Raw genomic sequence first — 17207 nt, 5'->3', positions numbered from 1 at the left:
GGAAGCCCCACCGCTCGGCACGGAAGCCGATGTCCCACCGCTCGCCACACCGGAAGCCGGTGCGCCCGATGTCTCCCCTCCCCCTTCGCCAGGCTCCCCCTCCGCCCCCTGTCCCGCCGAGGCTCCCCCGATGCGCTCCACGAACCAGACGTGATGCTCCGTCAAGTGCGTGATGTGGCCCGCCGCTATCTGTTCCGCCAGCCCGTCCCGCAGCCGTTCCCACGTGCGCCACTGGTGATGCAACGCCTGCGGCCGCCTCGCGCCGAGCGCTGCGGCGGGCTGTCGGTAGAACTGGCCGCCTGCCTGGCCTGCCGCATCAACCACCGTCACCCGCACACCCCGTTGAGCCGCGGCGAGCGCCGCCGCTAGGCCTGCGGGGCCCGCGCCGATCACGACGAGCGTGCCCGGCGGCGTCGTACCTGCGAACCCGCCGTCAGCCGCCTTCATGGAAACCTCCCTCCCCACAGCGCATCACCGCTTGCCGTACCGCCCGGTGCGACACCTGCTGCCGCCGCGCCCCCAAAGCCGTCATCGCCCCTCCCCCGTCTCCCCGCCATGACCACTGCCGTCCTGCGTCCGGATCTCGTCGCCCGGTGCTGTCGGCGTCAGGCAAGCCCGTTGGTTCGCGCGCCCGTTGACCTCCACCAGGCAGTCGAAGCAGACGCCGATTCCGCAGAAGACTCCCCTTGGTTCACCGCCCCGCCTCGTGGTGCGCCAGGCCGTGATGCCCGCCGACCAGAGCGCGGCTGCCACCGTCTGGCCCGGCAGGGCCGGGATCTCTCGGCCGTCGAACGTGACGGTGTGCGGTGGGCCCGGGTGGGCTCGGGCCAGGTTCAGGGGGGTGCGTTTGTTCATGGCGCCTCCTCGGGCGGGCGGGTGGCGAAACGGTCGGGGAGGAAGGGGGTGAGGCTCAGGTCCGGGGGCGCGCCGCTCAGTAGTTGGGCGATCAAGTGCCCCGTACCCGCGGCGAGTCCGATGCCCGCTCCCTCGTGTCCGCAGGCGTGGATCAGCCCCGGCACCCGGGCGTCAGGACCGATGGCGGGGAGGTGGTCCGGCATGTAAGGGCGGAAGCCGACGTACGCGCGCATCGCGCGGACGTCCGCCAGGAACGGGAAGAGCCGGGTCGCCCCCGCCGCAAGGGCCCGCATGACCGGCAAGGAGAAGGAGCGGTCGAAGCCGACCCGTTCGCGGCTCGCGCCGATCAGGATCGGCCCCGCTGCCGTGCCCTCGACCACCGGCGACGTCTGGAGCGCCGCGGACCCGCTGGCCACGTCCGCCACGTAATCAGCGGCGTACACCTTGTGCCTGACCCTGCGCGGCAGCGGCTCCGTGACCAGGACGAAGCCGCGCCGCGGCAGCACGGGCAGGGCGGCTCCGGCGAGCGCGGCGATCTCGCCGCCCCAGGTGCCCGCCGCGTTCACGACGTACGGAGCGTGGATTTCGCCCCTGTCGGTGCGGACCCCGCGTACCTCACCGCCCGCCGTCCGCAGCACCGCGGTGACGGAAGCAGACGTGCGCAGCTCTGCTCCCAAGGACCTTGCCATACGCACCAGTTGGGCTGCCGCCAAGGTCGGCATCACCTGGGCGTCCTGCGGGTAGAACACGCCGCCCGCCGTGCGGGGAGCTAGGTGCGGTTCGAGGTCGTACAGCTCGTCGGCCGTGACGGGCCTCGCGTCGACGCCCGCCTCACGCTGCCCCGCGGCGAACTCCCCCAATGCCGCGAGCCCTTCACCGGACGACGCCACGACCACGCCGCCCTTGGCCTCGAACTCAATGCTCTCGCCCACGCCCGGCTCAGCCGCGAGTTCCGTCCACAACCTCCCCGAAAGGAGGGCCAGTTCGAGCTCAGGGCCTGGCTCCTTGTCGGAGACGAGGATGTTGCCCTCGCCCGCTCCGGTCGTGCCGCCGGCCACCGGACCGCGGTCCACCAGGACGACGGACAGTCCGGCGCGCGCCGCGTACAGGGCACAAGCGGCGCCCACCATCCCGGCGCCGACTACCACAACATCGCAGGTCAGCCGCTTTGTCACGTCAGTACTATGTCACATGTTCCCTTACGGGCCAAGGGTCCCTACGCTGGCGGAACCGCCACCGGAAGACGAGAAGAAGAGGTGAACCCCGTGGCCAACTCGCGTAAGAACGGCCTGTATCCCGAGATCTCCGACGAGCTCTCCGCCCTGATGCGGACGGGCTGGGCCGACACCGAGCAGCGCGACCTGCGCCCTGCCGAACAGACCCCGCACGCCGCGCGCCGCCGCGCCGCCCTTTCCGCGCTGTTCCCGGGCGAACGCCTGGTGATCCCCTCGGGGAAGCTCAAGATCCGCTCGAACGACAGCCATTACCCCTTCCGTCCCTACTCCGCGTACGTCCACATGACCGGCGACCAGGCGCGGGACTGCGCCCTCGTGCTCGAACCGCGGGCCGCCGGCGACGGCGAGGGCCACGACGCGTACCTCTATCAACTGCCCCGCGACAGCCGGGAAAGCGACGAGTTCTGGACCGGCATGACGGCCGAGCTGTGGATGGGCCGCAGGCGCAGCCTCGCCGAGTCCGAGCTCCTCCTCGGCCTGCCGTGCCGTGACGTCCGCGACGCCCCGGCCGAGTTGGCCGCGTCGCCCGACGTGCCGACCCGCATCGTGCGCGGCCACGACCCGGCGCTCGAAGCCGCCGTGACGACCGACGAGCGGCGCGACGCCGAGTTGGACGAGGCGCTCTCGGGCCTGCGCCTGGTCAAGGACGACTGGGAGATCGGCGAGCTGCGCAAGGCGGTCGACTCGACGGTCCGCGGATTCACCGATGTCGTGCGGGAGTTGGCGACCGCCGTCGCCACCTCGGAGCGCTGGATCGAGGGCACCTTCTTCCGCCGCGCCCGCCTGGAGGGCAACCACATCGGCTACGGCTCGATCTGCGCGGCGGGCGAGCACGCCACGATCATGCACTGGGAGCAGAACGACGGGCCCGTACACCCCGGCGAACTCCTGCTCCTGGACGCGGGCGTGGAGACCCACACCCTCTACACCGCCGACATCACGCGCACCCTCCCCATCGACGGCACCTTCACCCCGCTCCAGCGGAAGATCTACGACGCCGTGTTCGAGGCGCAGGAGGCGGGCATCGCGGCCGTGAAGCCGGGCGCCGCGTACCGCGACTTCCACGACGCGGCGCAGCGGCACCTCGCGCGCAAGCTCGTCGAGTGGGGGCTCCTCGGCGGCGACCCCGAGCGGGTCTTCGAGCTCGCCCTGCAGCGCCGCTTCACCATGGCGGGCACGGGCCACATGCTCGGCCTCGACGTCCACGACTGCGCCCAGGCCCGCACCGAGGAGTACGTCGGCGGCGTACTGGAGGAGGGCATGGTGCTCACCGTCGAACCCGGCCTGTACTTCCAGCCGGACGACCTCACCGTGCCCGAGGAGTACCGGGGCATCGGGGTCCGCATCGAGGACGACATCCTCGTCACGGCCGACGGCAACGAGAACCTGTCGGCAGGTCTGCCGCGCGGTTCCGCGGCGGTCGAGGCCTGGATGGGCGGCCTGATGAGCGGCCTGGTGAGCGGTCGCTAGAGCACCCTGGCGGCCCGGCGACCCCCGCTATACACCCCGTATATACACGCTATGTATAGTGCTCGCATGCCCGCTGCGAAAAGCAAGATGAAGAGTTCCGCCAAAGGGTTCCGCCGAGCCGCGTCCATGACGGCCATGACCGCCGCGGTCATGGCCGTCGCCCTGACGGGGTGCACCAAGGTGGACACCACATCCCCCAGCTCCGCCCGCAAGGACGCTGCGTCCGTGAGCGTCAAGAACCAGGCGAAGCTCGGTACGGTCGACTGCCGCAAGGCGAAGTGCGTGGCCCTGACGTTCGACGCGGGGCCGAGCGAGAACTCGCCGCGGCTGCTCGACATCCTCAAGGAGGAGAAGGTGCCCGCCACCTTCTTCCTGCTCGGCAAGAACCACATAGCCGAGCACCCCGGACTCGTGAAGCGCATGGCCGCCGAAGGGCACGAGGTGGCGAGCCACACCTGGTCGCACAAGATCCTCACCGACATCACGCCGGACGAGGCACGCGAGGAACTGCGCAGGCCCAACAAGGCGATAGAGAAGCTGATCGGCCACAAGCCGACGCTGATGCGCCCGCCGCAGGGCCGCACCAACCCCGACGTCAACAAGATCTCGCGCGAGGAAGGCCTCTCGGAAGTCCTGTGGAGCGTTACCGCCAAGGACTACACGACCAACGACTCCGCCCTGATCCAGAAGCGCGTCATCGATCAGACGAAGCGGGACGGCATCATCCTGCTGCACGACATCTACAAGGGGACGGTGCCCGCGGTGCCGGGCATCATCGACGAGCTGAAGAAGCGCGGCTACGTCTTCGTGACGGTTCCGCAGCTGCTCGCGCCGGGCAAGGCCGAGCCGGGGAAGGTCTACCGCCCTTAGCCCTGGCAGGATCGCCGTGTGGCTCTCTTCCGTATCGACCGGGAATCATCCCTGCCCGCCGGCGAGGTCTGGCGCCGGCTCACCGCGTGGGAGCGGCATGCCGATGTGGTGCCGCTGACGCGGGTCACCGTGCGGACGCCGCCGCCCAGTGGGGAGGGGACGGTGTTCGTCGCCCGCAGCGGGCTCGGTCCTGTCGGGTTCGACGACGTCATGGAGGTCGTGACGTGGCGCCCGGCCGTGGAGGGCGGGGGCCTGTGCCGCCTTGAGAAGCGGGGCTCGTTCGTGACGGGGTGGGCGGAGATCGAGGTGTCCCCCCGGGCGGGAGCGGACGGTTCGACGGTCGTCTGGCGGGAGGACCTGCGCGTGCGGTGGCTGCCGCGGGTCTTCGACGGGGTGCTCGTGGCCGCCGCGCGACGGATGTTCGGACGGGCGGTGGACGGACTGCTCTCCTCTCCGGCGCCCCGCCCCTACGCGTGACCTGGGACCTGACTCAGCAGACCTCACTCAGCCCCGGGAAGCCGGCGAGCACGTGCGGCCGTGCAGGGTGCGTGCCACCCTCGGGCCCAGCCACCGCTTCATCCTGCGCAGCGGCTCCAACTGCTCGGCCGCGCGGTCGATCCGGTAGTACAGCTGCGGCGGGACGTGGGGAAGCAGCGGCGAGTGGCGCTGGCCGAGGAGCGCGAACATCTGGGCGGGGTCGAGGCCGATGTAGCGCGGCAGGTTCTCGTACCACTGGGCGCTGTAGCGGGCCGCGCTCTGCACCGAGAGGAGGGCGGACCTGCGCTCCCGCTCGTAGCGCGCGAGGGCGGGAGTGAGCTCCGCCGGGCTCCCCCGCAGCGCGTCCGCCAGGGCGATCGCGTCCTCAAGGGCGAGCGTCGTGCCCGCGCCGATCGAGTAGTGCGTGGTGTGCGCGGCGTCGCCGAGCAGGACCACGTTGCCGCGGTGCCACGTCCGGTTGGTCAGCGTCCGGAAGTTGAGCCACTGCGCGCTGCCGTCGGCCTGCGCGCGGCCGATCAGGCGGTGTCCGTCCAGCGGCCCCGCGAAGAGCCGCTCCAGAAGGGCGAGGCCTTCGGGCTCGCTCGCCTCGTACAGGCCGAGGCCCGTCCAGGTCTCCGGGGAGCACTCGACGACGCAGGTGCTCCGCTCGTCGCTGAAGCGGTAGCCGTAGCACCAGATCCAGCCGTGCGCGGTCTCCACGAAGGCGAAGGTGAAGGAGTCGAAGACCTTGGTGGTGCCGAGCCAGATGTACTTGTTCCGGCCGAGCGCGACCTGTGCGCCGAAGTGGTCGGCGTGACGCTCGCGCAGCGCGCTCCTGACACCGTCGCCCGCGACGACGAGGTCGGCGTCGGGCAGCTGGGCCGCGTCGGTGATCTCCCGCTCGAACTCGACGCGTACGCCGAGGGAGCGGGCCCTGCTCGTGAGGATGTCGAGGAGCCGGTGGCGCCCGATGCCGTGGCCTTCGTCGCCGTGGTGGACCGTCGTGCGGTCGCCGACGTGGGCGACGCCGTCGCTCCACCGGACCGAGTGCTCGCTGATGGCGCGCGCGGACTCGGGGTCACCGGCACGGAGCTTCTCCAGCAGGCCGCCCCAGTACGTGACCCCCCAGCCGTAGGTCGATCCTGCCGGGTTGCGCTCGTGAACGGTGATGTCGTGGGACGGGTCCTGCCGCTTGAGCAGGATCGAGAGGTAGAGGGCGGCGGGCCCGCCACCGACGCAGGCGACCTTCACAGATGCTCCTATTACGACACAAATAGATCATTCGTGACGCAAGGTAGCAGCAATGGGGGGCGGGCCCGTGGATCTCAGACGGCGGCGGATCCGAGACGTCAGGCCACGGACCCGATGCGCCCCGCGGGCCGCCGCGAGCCGTCGTGGTGGATCGGCGTGTGCGCGCCCGTCAGCGAGACCCCACTGCCGCCGCGCCGGTTCGCGACGATCTCAGCGGCGATCGAAAGGGCCGTCTCCTCCGGGGTGCGCGCCCCCAGGTCGAGGCCGATGGGCGAGCGGAGGCGGGTCAACTCCAGTTCGCTGACGCCGACTTCACGGAGCCGGTCGTTGCGCTCCAGATGCGTACGGCGTGAACCCATCGCGCCCACGTAGGCGACCGGAAGGCGCAGGGCCAGTTCGAGGAGCGGCACGTCGAACTTGGCGTCGTGCGTCAGGACGCACAGGACGGTGCGGCCGTCGACCTCCGTCCGCTCCAGGTACTTGTGCGGCCACTCGACGACGATCTCGTCCGCGTCCGGGAAGCGCGCCGCCGTGGCGAACACGGGCCGGGCGTCGCAGACGGTCACGCGGTAGCCCAGGAACTTGCCGATCCTGACGAGCGCCGACGCGAAGTCGATCGCGCCGAACACGATCATGCGGGGCGGCGGGACGCTCGACTCGACGAGGAGCGTGAGGGGCTGCCCGCAGCGCGAGCCGTCCTCACCGATCTCCACCGTGCCCGTGCGCCCGGCGTCCAGCATCGCGCGGGCCTCGCCCGCGGCGGTGCGGTCCAGCTCGGGATGTCCGCCGAGGCCGCCCTCATGAGGGGCGTCGGCGTCGGAACGTACGAGAAGAGCCCGGCCCACGAGTTCCGCGGGTCCGGAGGTGATGCGGGCGACGGCCGCGGCCTCGCCCGACGCGGCCGCCGCGAGCGCGGCGGCCAGAACCGGCCGCGCGGAGGAGTCCGCGCGGACCGGGGTGACGAGGATGTCGATGATGCCGCCGCAGGTCAGGCCCACGGCGAAGGCATCCTCGTCGCTGTATCCGAAGCGTTCAAGGACGCTTTCGCCGTCTTCGAGTGCCTGCTGACACAGGTCGTAGACGGCGCCTTCCACACACCCGCCGGAGACGGAGCCGATCGCCGTGCCGTCGGAGTCGACGGCAAGGGCCGCACCGGGCTGCCGGGGCGCGCTGCCGCCGACCGCCACCACGGTGGCGACGGCGAAGTCGCGTCCCTGCTCGACCCACCGGTTCAACTCTTCGGCGATGTCCAGCATGTCCGTCTCCTAACGGGTGTGTGATTCCAGGATGGGCTACTTGACGCCCATCCAGTTCTCGATCGGATGGAGCGCGAAGAAGGCGAGGAACACGAGCGCGAGCACCCACATCAGCCAGCCGATCTCGCGGACCCTGCCCTGGGCGGCCTTGATCAGGACGTGGGCGATGACACCGGCCGCGATACCCACCGTGATGGAGTACGTGAACGGCATCAGGACCGTGGTCAGGAACACCGGAATGCTGGTGGCCTGGTCGGTCCAGTCGATGTGCCGGGCGTTGCTCAGCATCATCGCGCCGATGACGACGAGCGCGGCGGCCGCGACCTGGGTCGGGATGAGCTGGGCCAGCGGGGTGAAGAAGAGGCAGAGCGTGAAGGCGAGACCGGTGATGACGCTCGCGAAGCCGGTGCGCGCGCCGTCGCCGACGCCCGCGGTGGACTCGACGAAGACGGTCTGGCCGGAGGCACCGGCGAAACCACCGACGACGCCACCGGCACCGTCGATCGCCAGGGCCTTGTTCAGACCCGGCATCTTGCCGTCCTTGTCGGCGAGGTTGGCCTGCTGGCCGATGCCGATGATGGTGCCCATGGCGTCGAAGAAGCCGGCGAGGACCAGGGTGAAGACGATGACACCCACGGTGATTCCGCCGATGTCGCCGATGCCGCTGAAGGACACCTCGCCGAAGAGGCCGAAGTCGGGCGACGAGACGACGGAGCCGTTGAGCTCAGGGGCGTTCAGGCCCCAGTCCTTGTGGCTCATGCCCGCGAGCTGGTTGACGATCGCGGCGAACACGGTGCCGCCGACGATGCCGATGAGGATCGCGCCGGGCACCTTGCGGACCTGGAGCACGAAGATCAGCAGGACGGTGACGGCGAAGCAGAGGACGGGCCAGCCGATGAGCTTGTCGTCGATGCCCATCTGGATCGGCTTCGCGCCCATGTCGCCGTACTTGGACGGCATGGAGGTGACGAAGCCCGCCTGGACCAGGCCGATCAGCGTGACGAACATGCCGATGCCCATGGTGATGGCGTGCTTCAGCGCCAGGGGAATCGCGTCCATGATCAGCGTCCGCAGGCCGGTGAGGACCAGCAGGATGATGATGACGCCGTAGATGACGCACATCGCCATCGCGTTGCCCCAGGTCATCTCCGGGGCGACCTGGAAGGCCATGACGGCGGAGACGCCGAGTCCCGCCGCGAGGGCGAGCGGCACGTTGCCGAGGATGCCCATGACGATGGTGGTGGCGGCCGCCGCGAAGACGGTGGCGGTGGTCAGCTGATCACCGTCGAGGCGGTGTCCCGTGGCGTCGGGCACCGAGAGGATCACGGGGTTCAGAAGGATGATGTAGGCCATCGCCATGAAGGTGGTGATGCCGCCACGCACCTCCCGGCCGACCGTCGATCCTCTGTGGGTTATGTGGAAATACCGGTCCAGCCAAGACCTTCCGGCCGGGACGCGTGTGCCGTTGCCCGCGTCCTCTGCCGTGGTCTTCGGCTCGGTTGACTGCTGGGTCATGGTGCCTAACTCCCAAGGTTCAAAGGGGCACCCGCAACAGGCTGGTCGAACAAGGGTTGGGCCTGTGGAGACTGCGGGATTTGGGATGGTGCGTTTGGCTGCACGACCCGGGGGACGGCCCGAGACGAACTGGGGCTCCGAAGAGCGTGGGTGCTGCGTGGGTGTTGCTCAGGTACTGCGGTGACCGCGAGCGGTGCGGTACTGGGTTTCTCCGGGCGGCACGGGCGACGGGAAGTGTGACGTTCCATGGGAGGCACGCGCCGCCCGGAGAGATCGTGGGATCAGGTGCCGGTGAGGTGTTCGGGGCGTACCGGCGTCCTGTTCAGTTCCAGACCCGTCGCGTTCCGGATCGCCGCGAGGACGGCCGGGGTGGACGAGAGGGTCGGGGCCTCGCCCATGCCGCGAAGGCCGTAGGGGGCGTTCGGGTCGGCGAGTTCCAGCACGTCGACGGGGATGGTCGGCGTGTCGAGGATGGTCGGGATGAGGTAGTCCGTGAAGGAGGGGTTGCGCACCTTCGCGGTCTTCGGGTCGACGATGATCTCCTCCATCACCGCGACGCCCAGGCCCTGGGTGGTACCACCCTGGATCTGGCCGACCACGGAGAGCGGGTTGAGCGCCTTGCCGACGTCCTGGGCGGTGGCGAGCTCGACGACCTTGACCAGGCCGAGCTCGGTGTCCACCTCGACGACCGCGCGGTGCGCGGCGAACGAGTACTGGACGTGGCCGTTGCCCTGACCGGTCTTCTTGTCGAAGGCCACGGTCGGACGGTGCCGCCACTCGGCCTCGACCTCGACGGTCTCGCCTTCGAGCAGCTCGGCCAGGTCCGCGAGGGCCTCGCCGCCGTCGGTGAGGACCTTGCCGCCTTCCAGGACCAGTTCGGCGGTGGCCCACGCGGGGTGGTAGGAGCCGAACTTGCGGCGGCCGATCTCCAGGACCTTCTCGCGGACGAGCTCGCAGGAGTTCTTGACCGCGCCACCGGTGACGTACGTCTGACGGGACGCGGACGTCGAACCGGCGGAGCCCACCTGGGTGTCGGCGGGGTGGATGGTCACCTGCTGTACGCCGAGCTCGGTGCGGGCGATCTGCGCGTGGACGGTGATGCCGCCCTGGCCGACCTCCGCCATCGCGGTGTGCACGGTCGCGACCGGCTCGCCGTTGATGACCTCCATGCGCACCTTGGCGGTGGAGTAGTCGTCGAAGCCTTCGGAGAAGCCGACGTTCTTGATGCCGACCGCGTAGCCGACGCCGCGTACGACGCCTTCGCCGTGCGTGGTGTTGGAGAGTCCGCCGGGCAGCGCGCGGACGTCCGCGCCCTCGCTGGACTCCCACTGGCGCTCGGGCGGCAGCGGTCGGGCCTTGACGCGGCGCAGGATCTCGGCGACCGGGGCCGGCGAGTCGACCGGCTGTCCCGTCGGCATGATCGTGCCCTGCGACATGGCGTTGAGCTGGCGGAACTCGACCCGGTCCATGCCCACCTTGTCGGCGAGCTTGTCCATCTGGGCCTCGTAGGCGAAGCAGGCCTGGACGGCGCCGAAGCCGCGCATCGCGCCGCAGGGCGGGTTGTTCGAGTAGAGGGCGATCGCCTCGATGTCGACGTCGTCGATCACGTACGGACCGACCGACAGGGACGAGGCGTTGCCCACGACCGCCGGGGATGCCGACGCGTAGGCGCCGCCGTCCAGGACGATCTTGCACTTCATGTGCGTGAGCTTGCCGTCCTTGGTGGCGCCGTGCTCGTAGTAGAGCTTCGCCGGGTGGCGGTGCACGTGGCCGAAGAAGGACTCGAAGCGGTTGTAGACGATCTTGACCGGCTTGCCGGTGCGCAGCGCGAGGAGGCAGGCGTGGATCTGCATCGAGATGTCCTCGCGGCCGCCGAACGCGCCGCCGACGCCCGAGAGCGTCATGCGCACCTTCTCCTCGGGCAGGCCGAGGACGGGGGCGATCTGTTCGAGGTCCGAGTGCAGCCACTGGGTGGCGACGTACAGGTCTACGCCGCCGTCCTCGGCCGGGATGGCGAGGCCGGACTCCGGGCCGAGGAAGGCCTGGTCCTGCATGCCGAAGGTGTACTCGCCCTTGACGATGAAGTCGGCCTTCTTGGCGGCCTCTTCGGCGTTGCCCCGGACGATCGGCTGGTTGTGCACGATGTTCGGGTGCGGGACGTGCTTGATGTACTCGTCGGTGCGGCCCTCGTGCACGAGGACGGCGTCCGGAGCGGTCGCCGATGCCTCGTCGGTGATGACGGGCAGTTCCTTGTACTCGACGACGATCTTCGCGGCGGCGCGGCGTGCGGTCTCCGGGTGGTCGGCGGCCACGAGGGCGACCGGCTCACCGTGGTGACGGACCTTGCCGTGGGCGAGGACCGGGGTGTCCTGGATCTCCAGGCCGTAGTTCTTCATCTCGGCCGGCAGGTCGTCGTACGTCAGGACGGCGTAGACGCCGGGCGTCTTGAGGGCCTCGACGGTGTCGATCGAGACGATCTCGGCGTGCGCGACGGTGCTGCGGAGCGTCTGGCCCCAGAGCATGTCCTCGTGCCACATGTCCGAGGAGTAGGCGAACTCGCCGGTGACCTTCAGAGTGCCGTCGGGGCGGAGCGTGGACTCGCCGATGCCGCCCTTGTTGTGCTTCTGGGTGACTTCGGTGGGCGCGCCCGTGGTGGTCTTGGTTCCAGCCATGATCAGACCGTCTCTTCCTGACGGGCGGCCGCCAGGCGGACCGCGTCCAGGATCTTCTCGTAACCGGTGCAGCGGCAGAGGTTGCCGGAGAGCGCCTCACGGATGTCGGCGTCCGACGGCGATGCGTTGCGCTCGAGCAGCTCGTCGGCCGCGACGAGGAGACCGGGGGTGCAGAAACCGCACTGGACGGCGCCGGCGTCGATGAACGCCTGCTGGATCTGGGAGAGTTCACCGCCCTCACCGGTCTGGCCGTCGGTGCCTTTCGCCTGCCACTGGCGGGCTTCCTGGAGGCTGGTGCCGCCGCAGACGGAGCCGCAGGCGCCGCCCGGGTGGGAGTCCTCGCGGTGCTTCGCGTAGTCCGCCAGGCCCTCGACGGTGACGACCTCGCGGCCCTCGACCTGTCCGGCGGCGACCAGACACGAACACACCGGTACGCCGTCGAGGCGGACGGTGCAGGAACCGCACTCGCCCTGCTCACAGGCGTTCTTCGAACCGGGAAGCCCCATGCGCTCACGCAGGACGTAGAGAAGGGACTCGCCCTCCCACACATCGTCGGCTTCCTGCTGACGGCCGTTGACCGTGAAGTTCACGCGCATTATGCGACTCCCTCAGTGCTGCGGCCGTTGCCGCGGTACGACTCCCAGGTCCAGCCGAGCGTGCGGCGGGCCATGATGCCGACGGCGTGACGGCGGTAGTTCGCCGTGCCGCGGACGTCGTCGATCGGGTTGGCGGCACCGGAGGCGAGCTCCGCGAACTGCTTGGCGATCGAGGGGGTGATGATCTTCTTGCTGTCCCAGAAGCCGCCCTCTTCGAGCGCCGCGTTCAGGAACTCCTCGGCCGCCTTCGCCCGGATGGGGGTCGGGGCCGCGGATCCGATGCCGGTCCGTACGGTCCGGGTCTCGGGGTGCAGGGCGATGCCGAAGGCACACACCGCGATGACCATCGCGTTGCGGGTGCCGACCTTCGAGTACTGCTGCGGGCCGTCCGCCTTCTTGATGTGGACGGACTTGATCAGCTCGTCCTGCGCGAGGGCGTTGCGCTTCACACCGGTGTAGAACTCGTCGATCGGGATGAGGCGCGAACCGCGTACGGACTCCACCTCGACCTCGCAGTCGGCGGCGAGCAGCGCGGGGTGGGCGTCACCGGCGGGCGACGCCGTGCCGAGGTTGCCGCCGACGCCGCCGCGGTTGCGGATCTGCGGGGAGGCGACCGTGTGCGAGGCGAGTGCGAGACCGGGGAGCTCCGTGCGCAGCTCCTCCATGATCGTGCTGTAGGGAACCGAGGCGCCCAGCTGGACCGTCTCCTCGCCCACCGACCACTCGCTCAGCTCGGCGACGCGGTTGAGGTCAAGCAGGTACTCGGGACGACGGTGGTCGAAGTTGATCTCGACCATCACATCGGTGCCACCCGCAATCGGCACAGCGGTGGGGTGCTCGGCCTTAGCGGCGAGCGCCTCCTCCCAGCTGGCGGGGCGAAGGAAGTCCATGAGGCTCTCTTCTTCTTCATATCGAGGGTCGTTCGTTCGAGAAGATCCAGCCAAGTCGGACCGGAGGCCTCTCGACTGCTCGTTCATGTGCTGTTAACGCGGAGTGGGGCAAGTACACCGCCCCGCCGTCCGATGCGGTCAGTCACCGAAACCATGAAGGAGTTGGCTGGCCAAGGCGCGCGTCTTGTAGATTCGTATGAAGAACGAGCCTCAGCAACCTCGCGGATTCCCCCTGGAAACCGGAGGCACCCCAGGACACGAGGGCCAGGGTCGACTTTCGGCAACACAGAGTCGACGCACCCGAACTGTCTGTACATCCCATTCGAGACAAGATCGGCGGCGACCACCATGCGGCTGCGCGCACTCCTTGACACCGACGCGCTGGGCCTGCGGCTGCTCGGCGGCGAGGACGAGCTCGACCGCACCGTGCGCGGTGTGATGACCACGGACCTGCGCGACCCCAGCCGGTATCTCGCCGGAGGCGAGCTGGTCCTGACGGGCCTCGCCTGGCGCCGGGACGCCTCGGACACGGAACCCTTCGTACGCATCCTCGCGAGCGCCGGAGTGGCCGCGCTCGCTGCGGGCGAGGCCGAACTGGGCGACATCCCCGACGACATCGTCGAGGCCTGCGCGCGGCACCGGCTTCCGCTGTTCGCCGTGAACGAGTCGGTGGCCTTCGCGACGATCACCGAGCACGTCGTCCGCCAGGTCTCCGGCGAGCGGGCCGGTGACCTGGCGGCCGTGGTGGACCGGCACCGCCGTCTGATGACCTCGGGCCCCACGGGCGGCGGCCCCGACGTCGTCCTCGACCTGCTCGGCTCCGACCTGGACCTGCGGGCCTGGGTCCTGTCCCCCGCGGGCCGCGCCATCGCGGGGTCGAGCGCGGCGGGCCCCGCCCTCTCGGCGGCCGTGTGCGCGCGTCTGGCGGGCGAGCACCTGGCCGCGGCCCGCACGGGCCGCAGGGGCCCGCACCGGGTCCAGATGGACGGCACGACGTACTCCCTGTTCCCCATTCGGAGCAGTGGGCGCGGTCCGGCTGCCGCGTCGGCGTCTGCGGCGGCCGCGGCGAGCACGGCGGCCCTGCGCGACGTGCGCGAGACGGTCCTTTCCGACTGGTTCCTGGCCGTCGAGGCCGACGCGGGCGACTGGCCCGAGGAGCGGCTCGACCTGCTCCAGGGCGTCACCCAGCTGATCGCGGTGGAGCGCGACCGGCGCGACGCGGCCCGCACGGTGCGGCGCAGGCTGGCCCAGGAGGTCCTCGAACTGGTCCAGACGGGCGCTGCCCCCGCGGAGATCGCGGCCCGCCTGCGGGTCGCCGCCCCCGTGCTGCTGCCCGGCCTGGGTGCGGCACCGCACTGGCAGGTCGTGGTGGCCCGCGTGGAGTGGGACGGCGGCGAGATCGAGGGCGGCCCGGTGGCCCAGTCCCTCCTGGAGGAGATCCTCGTGGACCCCCTGTCGGCGGGCCCCGAACCCTCCGACCGCATCGCGGTGGCCCATACGGGTGACGAGGCGATCGCGCTCGTGCCGCTGCCGGCGGTGTCCACGGAGCACGACGGCTCGGAGTCGGGCCTGCTGGCCGACTCCCTCCTGGAGTCCGTCCGTGAGCCCCTCTCGGCGGGCCTCGACGGCGACGGCCGCCTCACGCTCGGCGTCAGCGCGTCCGTGCACTCGGCGGAGGGTCTTCGCGGCGCCCTGGAGGAGGCACGGCACGCCCGCCGGGTCGCGGCGGCGCGTCCGGGGCGGGTCTGCGCGGCGGGTCACCAGGAGCTGGCTTCGCACGTGCTGCTGCTGCCCTTCGTCCCGGACGACGTGCGCAGGGCGTTCACGGCGCGTCTCCTCGACCCGCTGCGGGACTACGACCGGCGCCACCGGGCGGAGCTCATTCCGACCCTGGAGGCGTTCCTGGACTGCGACGGTTCCTGGACGCGGTGCGCGGCGCGGCTGCACCTGCACGTCAACACGTTGCGCTACCGGGTGGGCCGTATCGAGCAGTTGACGGGTCGTGACCTTTCACGCCTCGAGGACAAGCTCGATTTCTTCCTGGCACTGCGGATGAGCTGACGCGAGCGACCGCCCTCAAACCCCTTTCATGGCCGGCCCTTTGTGAATTCTTTCACCCAGCCCCTTGGCCGGGTACGCCGATCCATGCTGAGATGCGCCCACGACTCAACAGCTCAATGGCGTGCTCGGGGAGGGCAACGTGGCGCATACCGCCATGTCTGGTTCCGGAACGACTGCAGGGGACGATCCACTCCAGACCGCGGTATGGCGGCTGCGCTCGCGCGGCTGCTGGACCGACGCGGCAGCGCTGCTCGCCTCACGGGAGGGGCCAGGGGCGGCACTGCAGAGAACCTCACTCCTGGTGGAGCGGTGCCTGTTCACGGGAGAGGGCTGGGCCGAGGCGGAGGACGGACTGCGTACGGCGGAGGCGCTGGCCGTGGAGGACGAGGACCGCGGGGCTGCGGCGTGCGAGCGCGGCCAGCTGGCGTACGCCTCCACGGTGCTCGCCGTGCGAGACCGGGCTGACGAGGCGCGTACGGCGCTGGGGCGGGCGGCGGCGCTCCTTGCCCCGACTGCTTCGGGGCGGCCTCTCCTCGACTTCCGCCGGGGCCTGATCGCCGAGCACATCTCGGACTCACCCCAGGCGGCACGGGCCGCCTACCGGCGGGCACACGCGGGGGCGACGGCGCACGGCGACGCCTTGCTGCTGTCCTTCACATGGCGCCACTTGGCCGGACTCGCCCTGCGGGAGGGGGAGTTGGCGGAGGCGCGGCATGGGTTCGCGGAGTCGTTGAGGATCAGGGAGGAGCTGGGGTACTTGGTGGGTACGGCACCGGCGCTTGCGGCTCTCGCCGACGCGGAGCCGGAGCCTGAGGCGGGGCGGCTTCGGGCGGAGGCGGCGCGGTTGTTTCGGTTGATGGGTGGGGTGCCGTCCTGGCTGGCGCAGCAGTTGAGTCCGCCGGCGCCGGCGGCTTGATCTAGGGGGTCCTTGTCCCCAACCCCGCCCCTTCCCGAAAACCCGCTCTGGCGCGGGGGCCTTGCGTGCCCTCATCACCGGCTCCGCCGAGTTCGTCCTCAAACGCCGGACGGGCTGAGATTTCCCCGGCTCAGGGAAATCTCCAGCCCGGCCGGCGTTTGAGGCCATCTTGTCGGGGGTCCAGGGGGCGGAGCCCCATGGTTTCGGGAAGGGGTGGGATTGGGGAATGCCCCGCAGGGAACGCCCGAACCTCAGCCCCCAGCCCCCGCAAAGTGTTCCCGCACCAAGGCCTGCACGACCCCCAAGTCCTGCGCAACCAACGCCTCAAGCAAAGCCATATGCTCCGCCGCGTCAGCAACAAGATCCGCCCGCCGCCCGGCGACGGGGCCGCTCACCAGGGGCCACTGCGACCGGCGGTGCAGATCGTCCGCCACCTGCACCAGTTGCTGGTTCCCCGAGAGGCCGAGGACCGCCCCGTGAAAGGCACGGTCCGCCTCCGCGTACCTGGCGAGGTCGCCGCCCGCCGCCGCCACCGCACTCGCCTCGGCAAGGGGCCGCAGCTCGCACCACCGCGCCGCAGGCACCGTACGGGCGAGCCGCAACATCACCGGCACCTCGATCAGCGCCCGCACCTCCGCCAGCTCCCCCAACTCGCGCGCGCTCCGCTCAGTGACCCGGAAGCCGCGGTTCGGTACGACCTCCACCGCCCCCTCGATCGCCAGCTGCTGCATCGCCTCGCGCACGGGAGTCGCCGAGACCCCGAAGCGCTCGCCGAGCACCGGCGCCGAGTACACCTCGCCGGGCGCGAGGTCGCCCCCGACGAGCGCGTCCCGCAGGGCGTCCAGGATCTGCCCGCGGACCGAGTTCCGCTGGACCGTCTTGCGGGGCGCGGGCACAGGTACAGGCACGGCCGCTTCCCCGTGCGTGTGCTCACCGCGGGCGGCAGCCGTGGGCGCCGCCGGGCCCGCGTCCCGCGCCGTCGCCGCCCGCACCTGCTCCGGCACACGGACAGCGAGGCGGTACGCGTCATGCGCTCTGGCCTGCTCCACGAGGTCCACCCCAAAGTCCGCTCGGTCCGAAAGGTACGAGAGGCACCATAGGCGGACAGCCCCGCAGTTGAAACCTCGATCATTCTGGGTAAGG

At 70.6% G+C, this 17207-nt stretch carries 14 protein-coding genes and 1 pseudogene; 5 read left to right on the top strand and 10 right to left on the bottom strand.

Going from position 1 to position 17207, the window contains the following annotated elements:
- Window positions 1-195 precede the first annotated feature (195 nt).
- The 3 genes and pseudogenes from ACWGI2_RS01945 to ACWGI2_RS01935 form a co-directional block, all read right to left on the bottom strand.
- Window positions 196-447, bottom strand: a pseudogene (locus tag ACWGI2_RS01945) (FAD-dependent oxidoreductase); the annotation flags it as partial.
- 81 nt (window positions 448-528) lie between these two features.
- Window positions 529-855 carry a (2Fe-2S)-binding protein gene (locus ACWGI2_RS01940; protein ID WP_453394122.1) on the bottom strand — a complete coding sequence of 109 codons (327 nt, stop codon included), beginning with the start codon at window positions 853-855 and terminating at the stop codon, window positions 529-531.
- Window positions 852-2030: an NAD(P)/FAD-dependent oxidoreductase gene (locus tag ACWGI2_RS01935; RefSeq protein WP_453693116.1), complete on the bottom strand. Its 1179-nt coding sequence runs from the start codon at window positions 2028-2030 to the stop codon at window positions 852-854. Before ACWGI2_RS01935 ends, ACWGI2_RS01940 begins: the two co-directional genes overlap by 4 nt.
- A gap of 90 nt (window positions 2031-2120) precedes the next feature.
- Between ACWGI2_RS01935 and ACWGI2_RS01930 the strand changes: the two genes are divergently transcribed.
- The 3 genes from ACWGI2_RS01930 to ACWGI2_RS01920 all read left to right on the top strand — a co-directional run bounded on the left by ACWGI2_RS01930 (window position 2121) and on the right by ACWGI2_RS01920 (window position 4907).
- On the top strand, window positions 2121-3560 hold the full coding sequence (locus ACWGI2_RS01930; RefSeq protein WP_453693114.1) for an aminopeptidase P family protein: 1440 nt from the start codon (window positions 2121-2123) through the stop codon (window positions 3558-3560).
- Window positions 3561-3626: 66 nt separating this feature from the next.
- Window positions 3627-4430 carry a polysaccharide deacetylase family protein gene (locus tag ACWGI2_RS01925; protein ID WP_453693112.1) on the top strand — a complete coding sequence of 268 codons (804 nt, stop codon included), beginning with the start codon at window positions 3627-3629 and terminating at the stop codon, window positions 4428-4430.
- An 18-nt stretch (window positions 4431-4448) separates the two neighbouring features.
- The gene (locus ACWGI2_RS01920; RefSeq protein ID WP_453693110.1) at window positions 4449-4907 is read left to right on the top strand and encodes an SRPBCC family protein; all 459 of its coding nucleotides are present in this window, start codon (window positions 4449-4451) and stop codon (window positions 4905-4907) included.
- Between the two features lie 27 nt (window positions 4908-4934).
- Here ACWGI2_RS01920 and ACWGI2_RS01915 read toward each other — a convergent pair whose 3' ends face one another.
- The 6 genes from ACWGI2_RS01915 to ACWGI2_RS01890 form a co-directional block, all read right to left on the bottom strand.
- Window positions 4935-6158 carry an FAD-dependent monooxygenase gene (locus ACWGI2_RS01915; RefSeq protein WP_453693108.1) on the bottom strand — a complete coding sequence of 408 codons (1224 nt, stop codon included), beginning with the start codon at window positions 6156-6158 and terminating at the stop codon, window positions 4935-4937.
- Window positions 6159-6256: 98 nt separating this feature from the next.
- Window positions 6257-7414 (bottom strand): XdhC family protein, encoded by a 1158-nt coding sequence (locus ACWGI2_RS01910; RefSeq protein ID WP_453394116.1) that lies wholly within the window; start codon window positions 7412-7414, stop codon window positions 6257-6259.
- A gap of 36 nt (window positions 7415-7450) precedes the next feature.
- On the bottom strand, window positions 7451-8929 hold the full coding sequence (locus ACWGI2_RS01905; RefSeq protein WP_453693106.1) for an NCS2 family permease: 1479 nt from the start codon (window positions 8927-8929) through the stop codon (window positions 7451-7453).
- A 281-nt stretch (window positions 8930-9210) separates the two neighbouring features.
- On the bottom strand, window positions 9211-11601 hold the full coding sequence (locus ACWGI2_RS01900) for a xanthine dehydrogenase family protein molybdopterin-binding subunit (RefSeq protein WP_453394114.1): 2391 nt from the start codon (window positions 11599-11601) through the stop codon (window positions 9211-9213).
- 2 nt (window positions 11602-11603) lie between these two features.
- A complete protein-coding gene (locus ACWGI2_RS01895; protein ID WP_160507900.1) occupies window positions 11604-12197 on the bottom strand; it encodes a (2Fe-2S)-binding protein in 594 nt (197 codons plus the stop codon).
- The gene (locus ACWGI2_RS01890; RefSeq protein ID WP_453394112.1) at window positions 12197-13087 is read right to left on the bottom strand and encodes an FAD binding domain-containing protein; all 891 of its coding nucleotides are present in this window, start codon (window positions 13085-13087) and stop codon (window positions 12197-12199) included. Before ACWGI2_RS01890 ends, ACWGI2_RS01895 begins: the two co-directional genes overlap by 1 nt.
- Before the next feature lie 348 nt (window positions 13088-13435).
- Here ACWGI2_RS01890 and ACWGI2_RS01885 point away from each other — a divergent pair, with 348 nt between their 5' ends.
- Both ACWGI2_RS01885 and ACWGI2_RS01880 read left to right on the top strand, forming a co-directional pair.
- Window positions 13436-15148, top strand: a complete 1713-nt coding sequence (locus tag ACWGI2_RS01885) for a PucR family transcriptional regulator (RefSeq protein ID WP_453693104.1) — start codon at window positions 13436-13438, stop codon at window positions 15146-15148.
- 154 nt (window positions 15149-15302) lie between these two features.
- Complete coding sequence (locus ACWGI2_RS01880) at window positions 15303-16064, top strand: hypothetical protein (RefSeq protein WP_453693102.1); 762 nt, start codon at window positions 15303-15305, stop codon at window positions 16062-16064.
- A gap of 251 nt (window positions 16065-16315) precedes the next feature.
- On the opposite strand, the gene ACWGI2_RS01875 is transcribed toward ACWGI2_RS01880, so the two are convergent.
- Window positions 16316-17113: a GntR family transcriptional regulator gene (locus ACWGI2_RS01875; protein WP_453693100.1), complete on the bottom strand. Its 798-nt coding sequence runs from the start codon at window positions 17111-17113 to the stop codon at window positions 16316-16318.
- Window positions 17114-17207 lie beyond the last annotated feature (94 nt).

Source organism: Streptomyces sp. NPDC054866 (assembly GCF_053610745.1).
The sequence above is the reverse complement of the archived record's forward strand: the minus strand, read 5'-3'. Positions and strand labels throughout refer to the sequence as shown.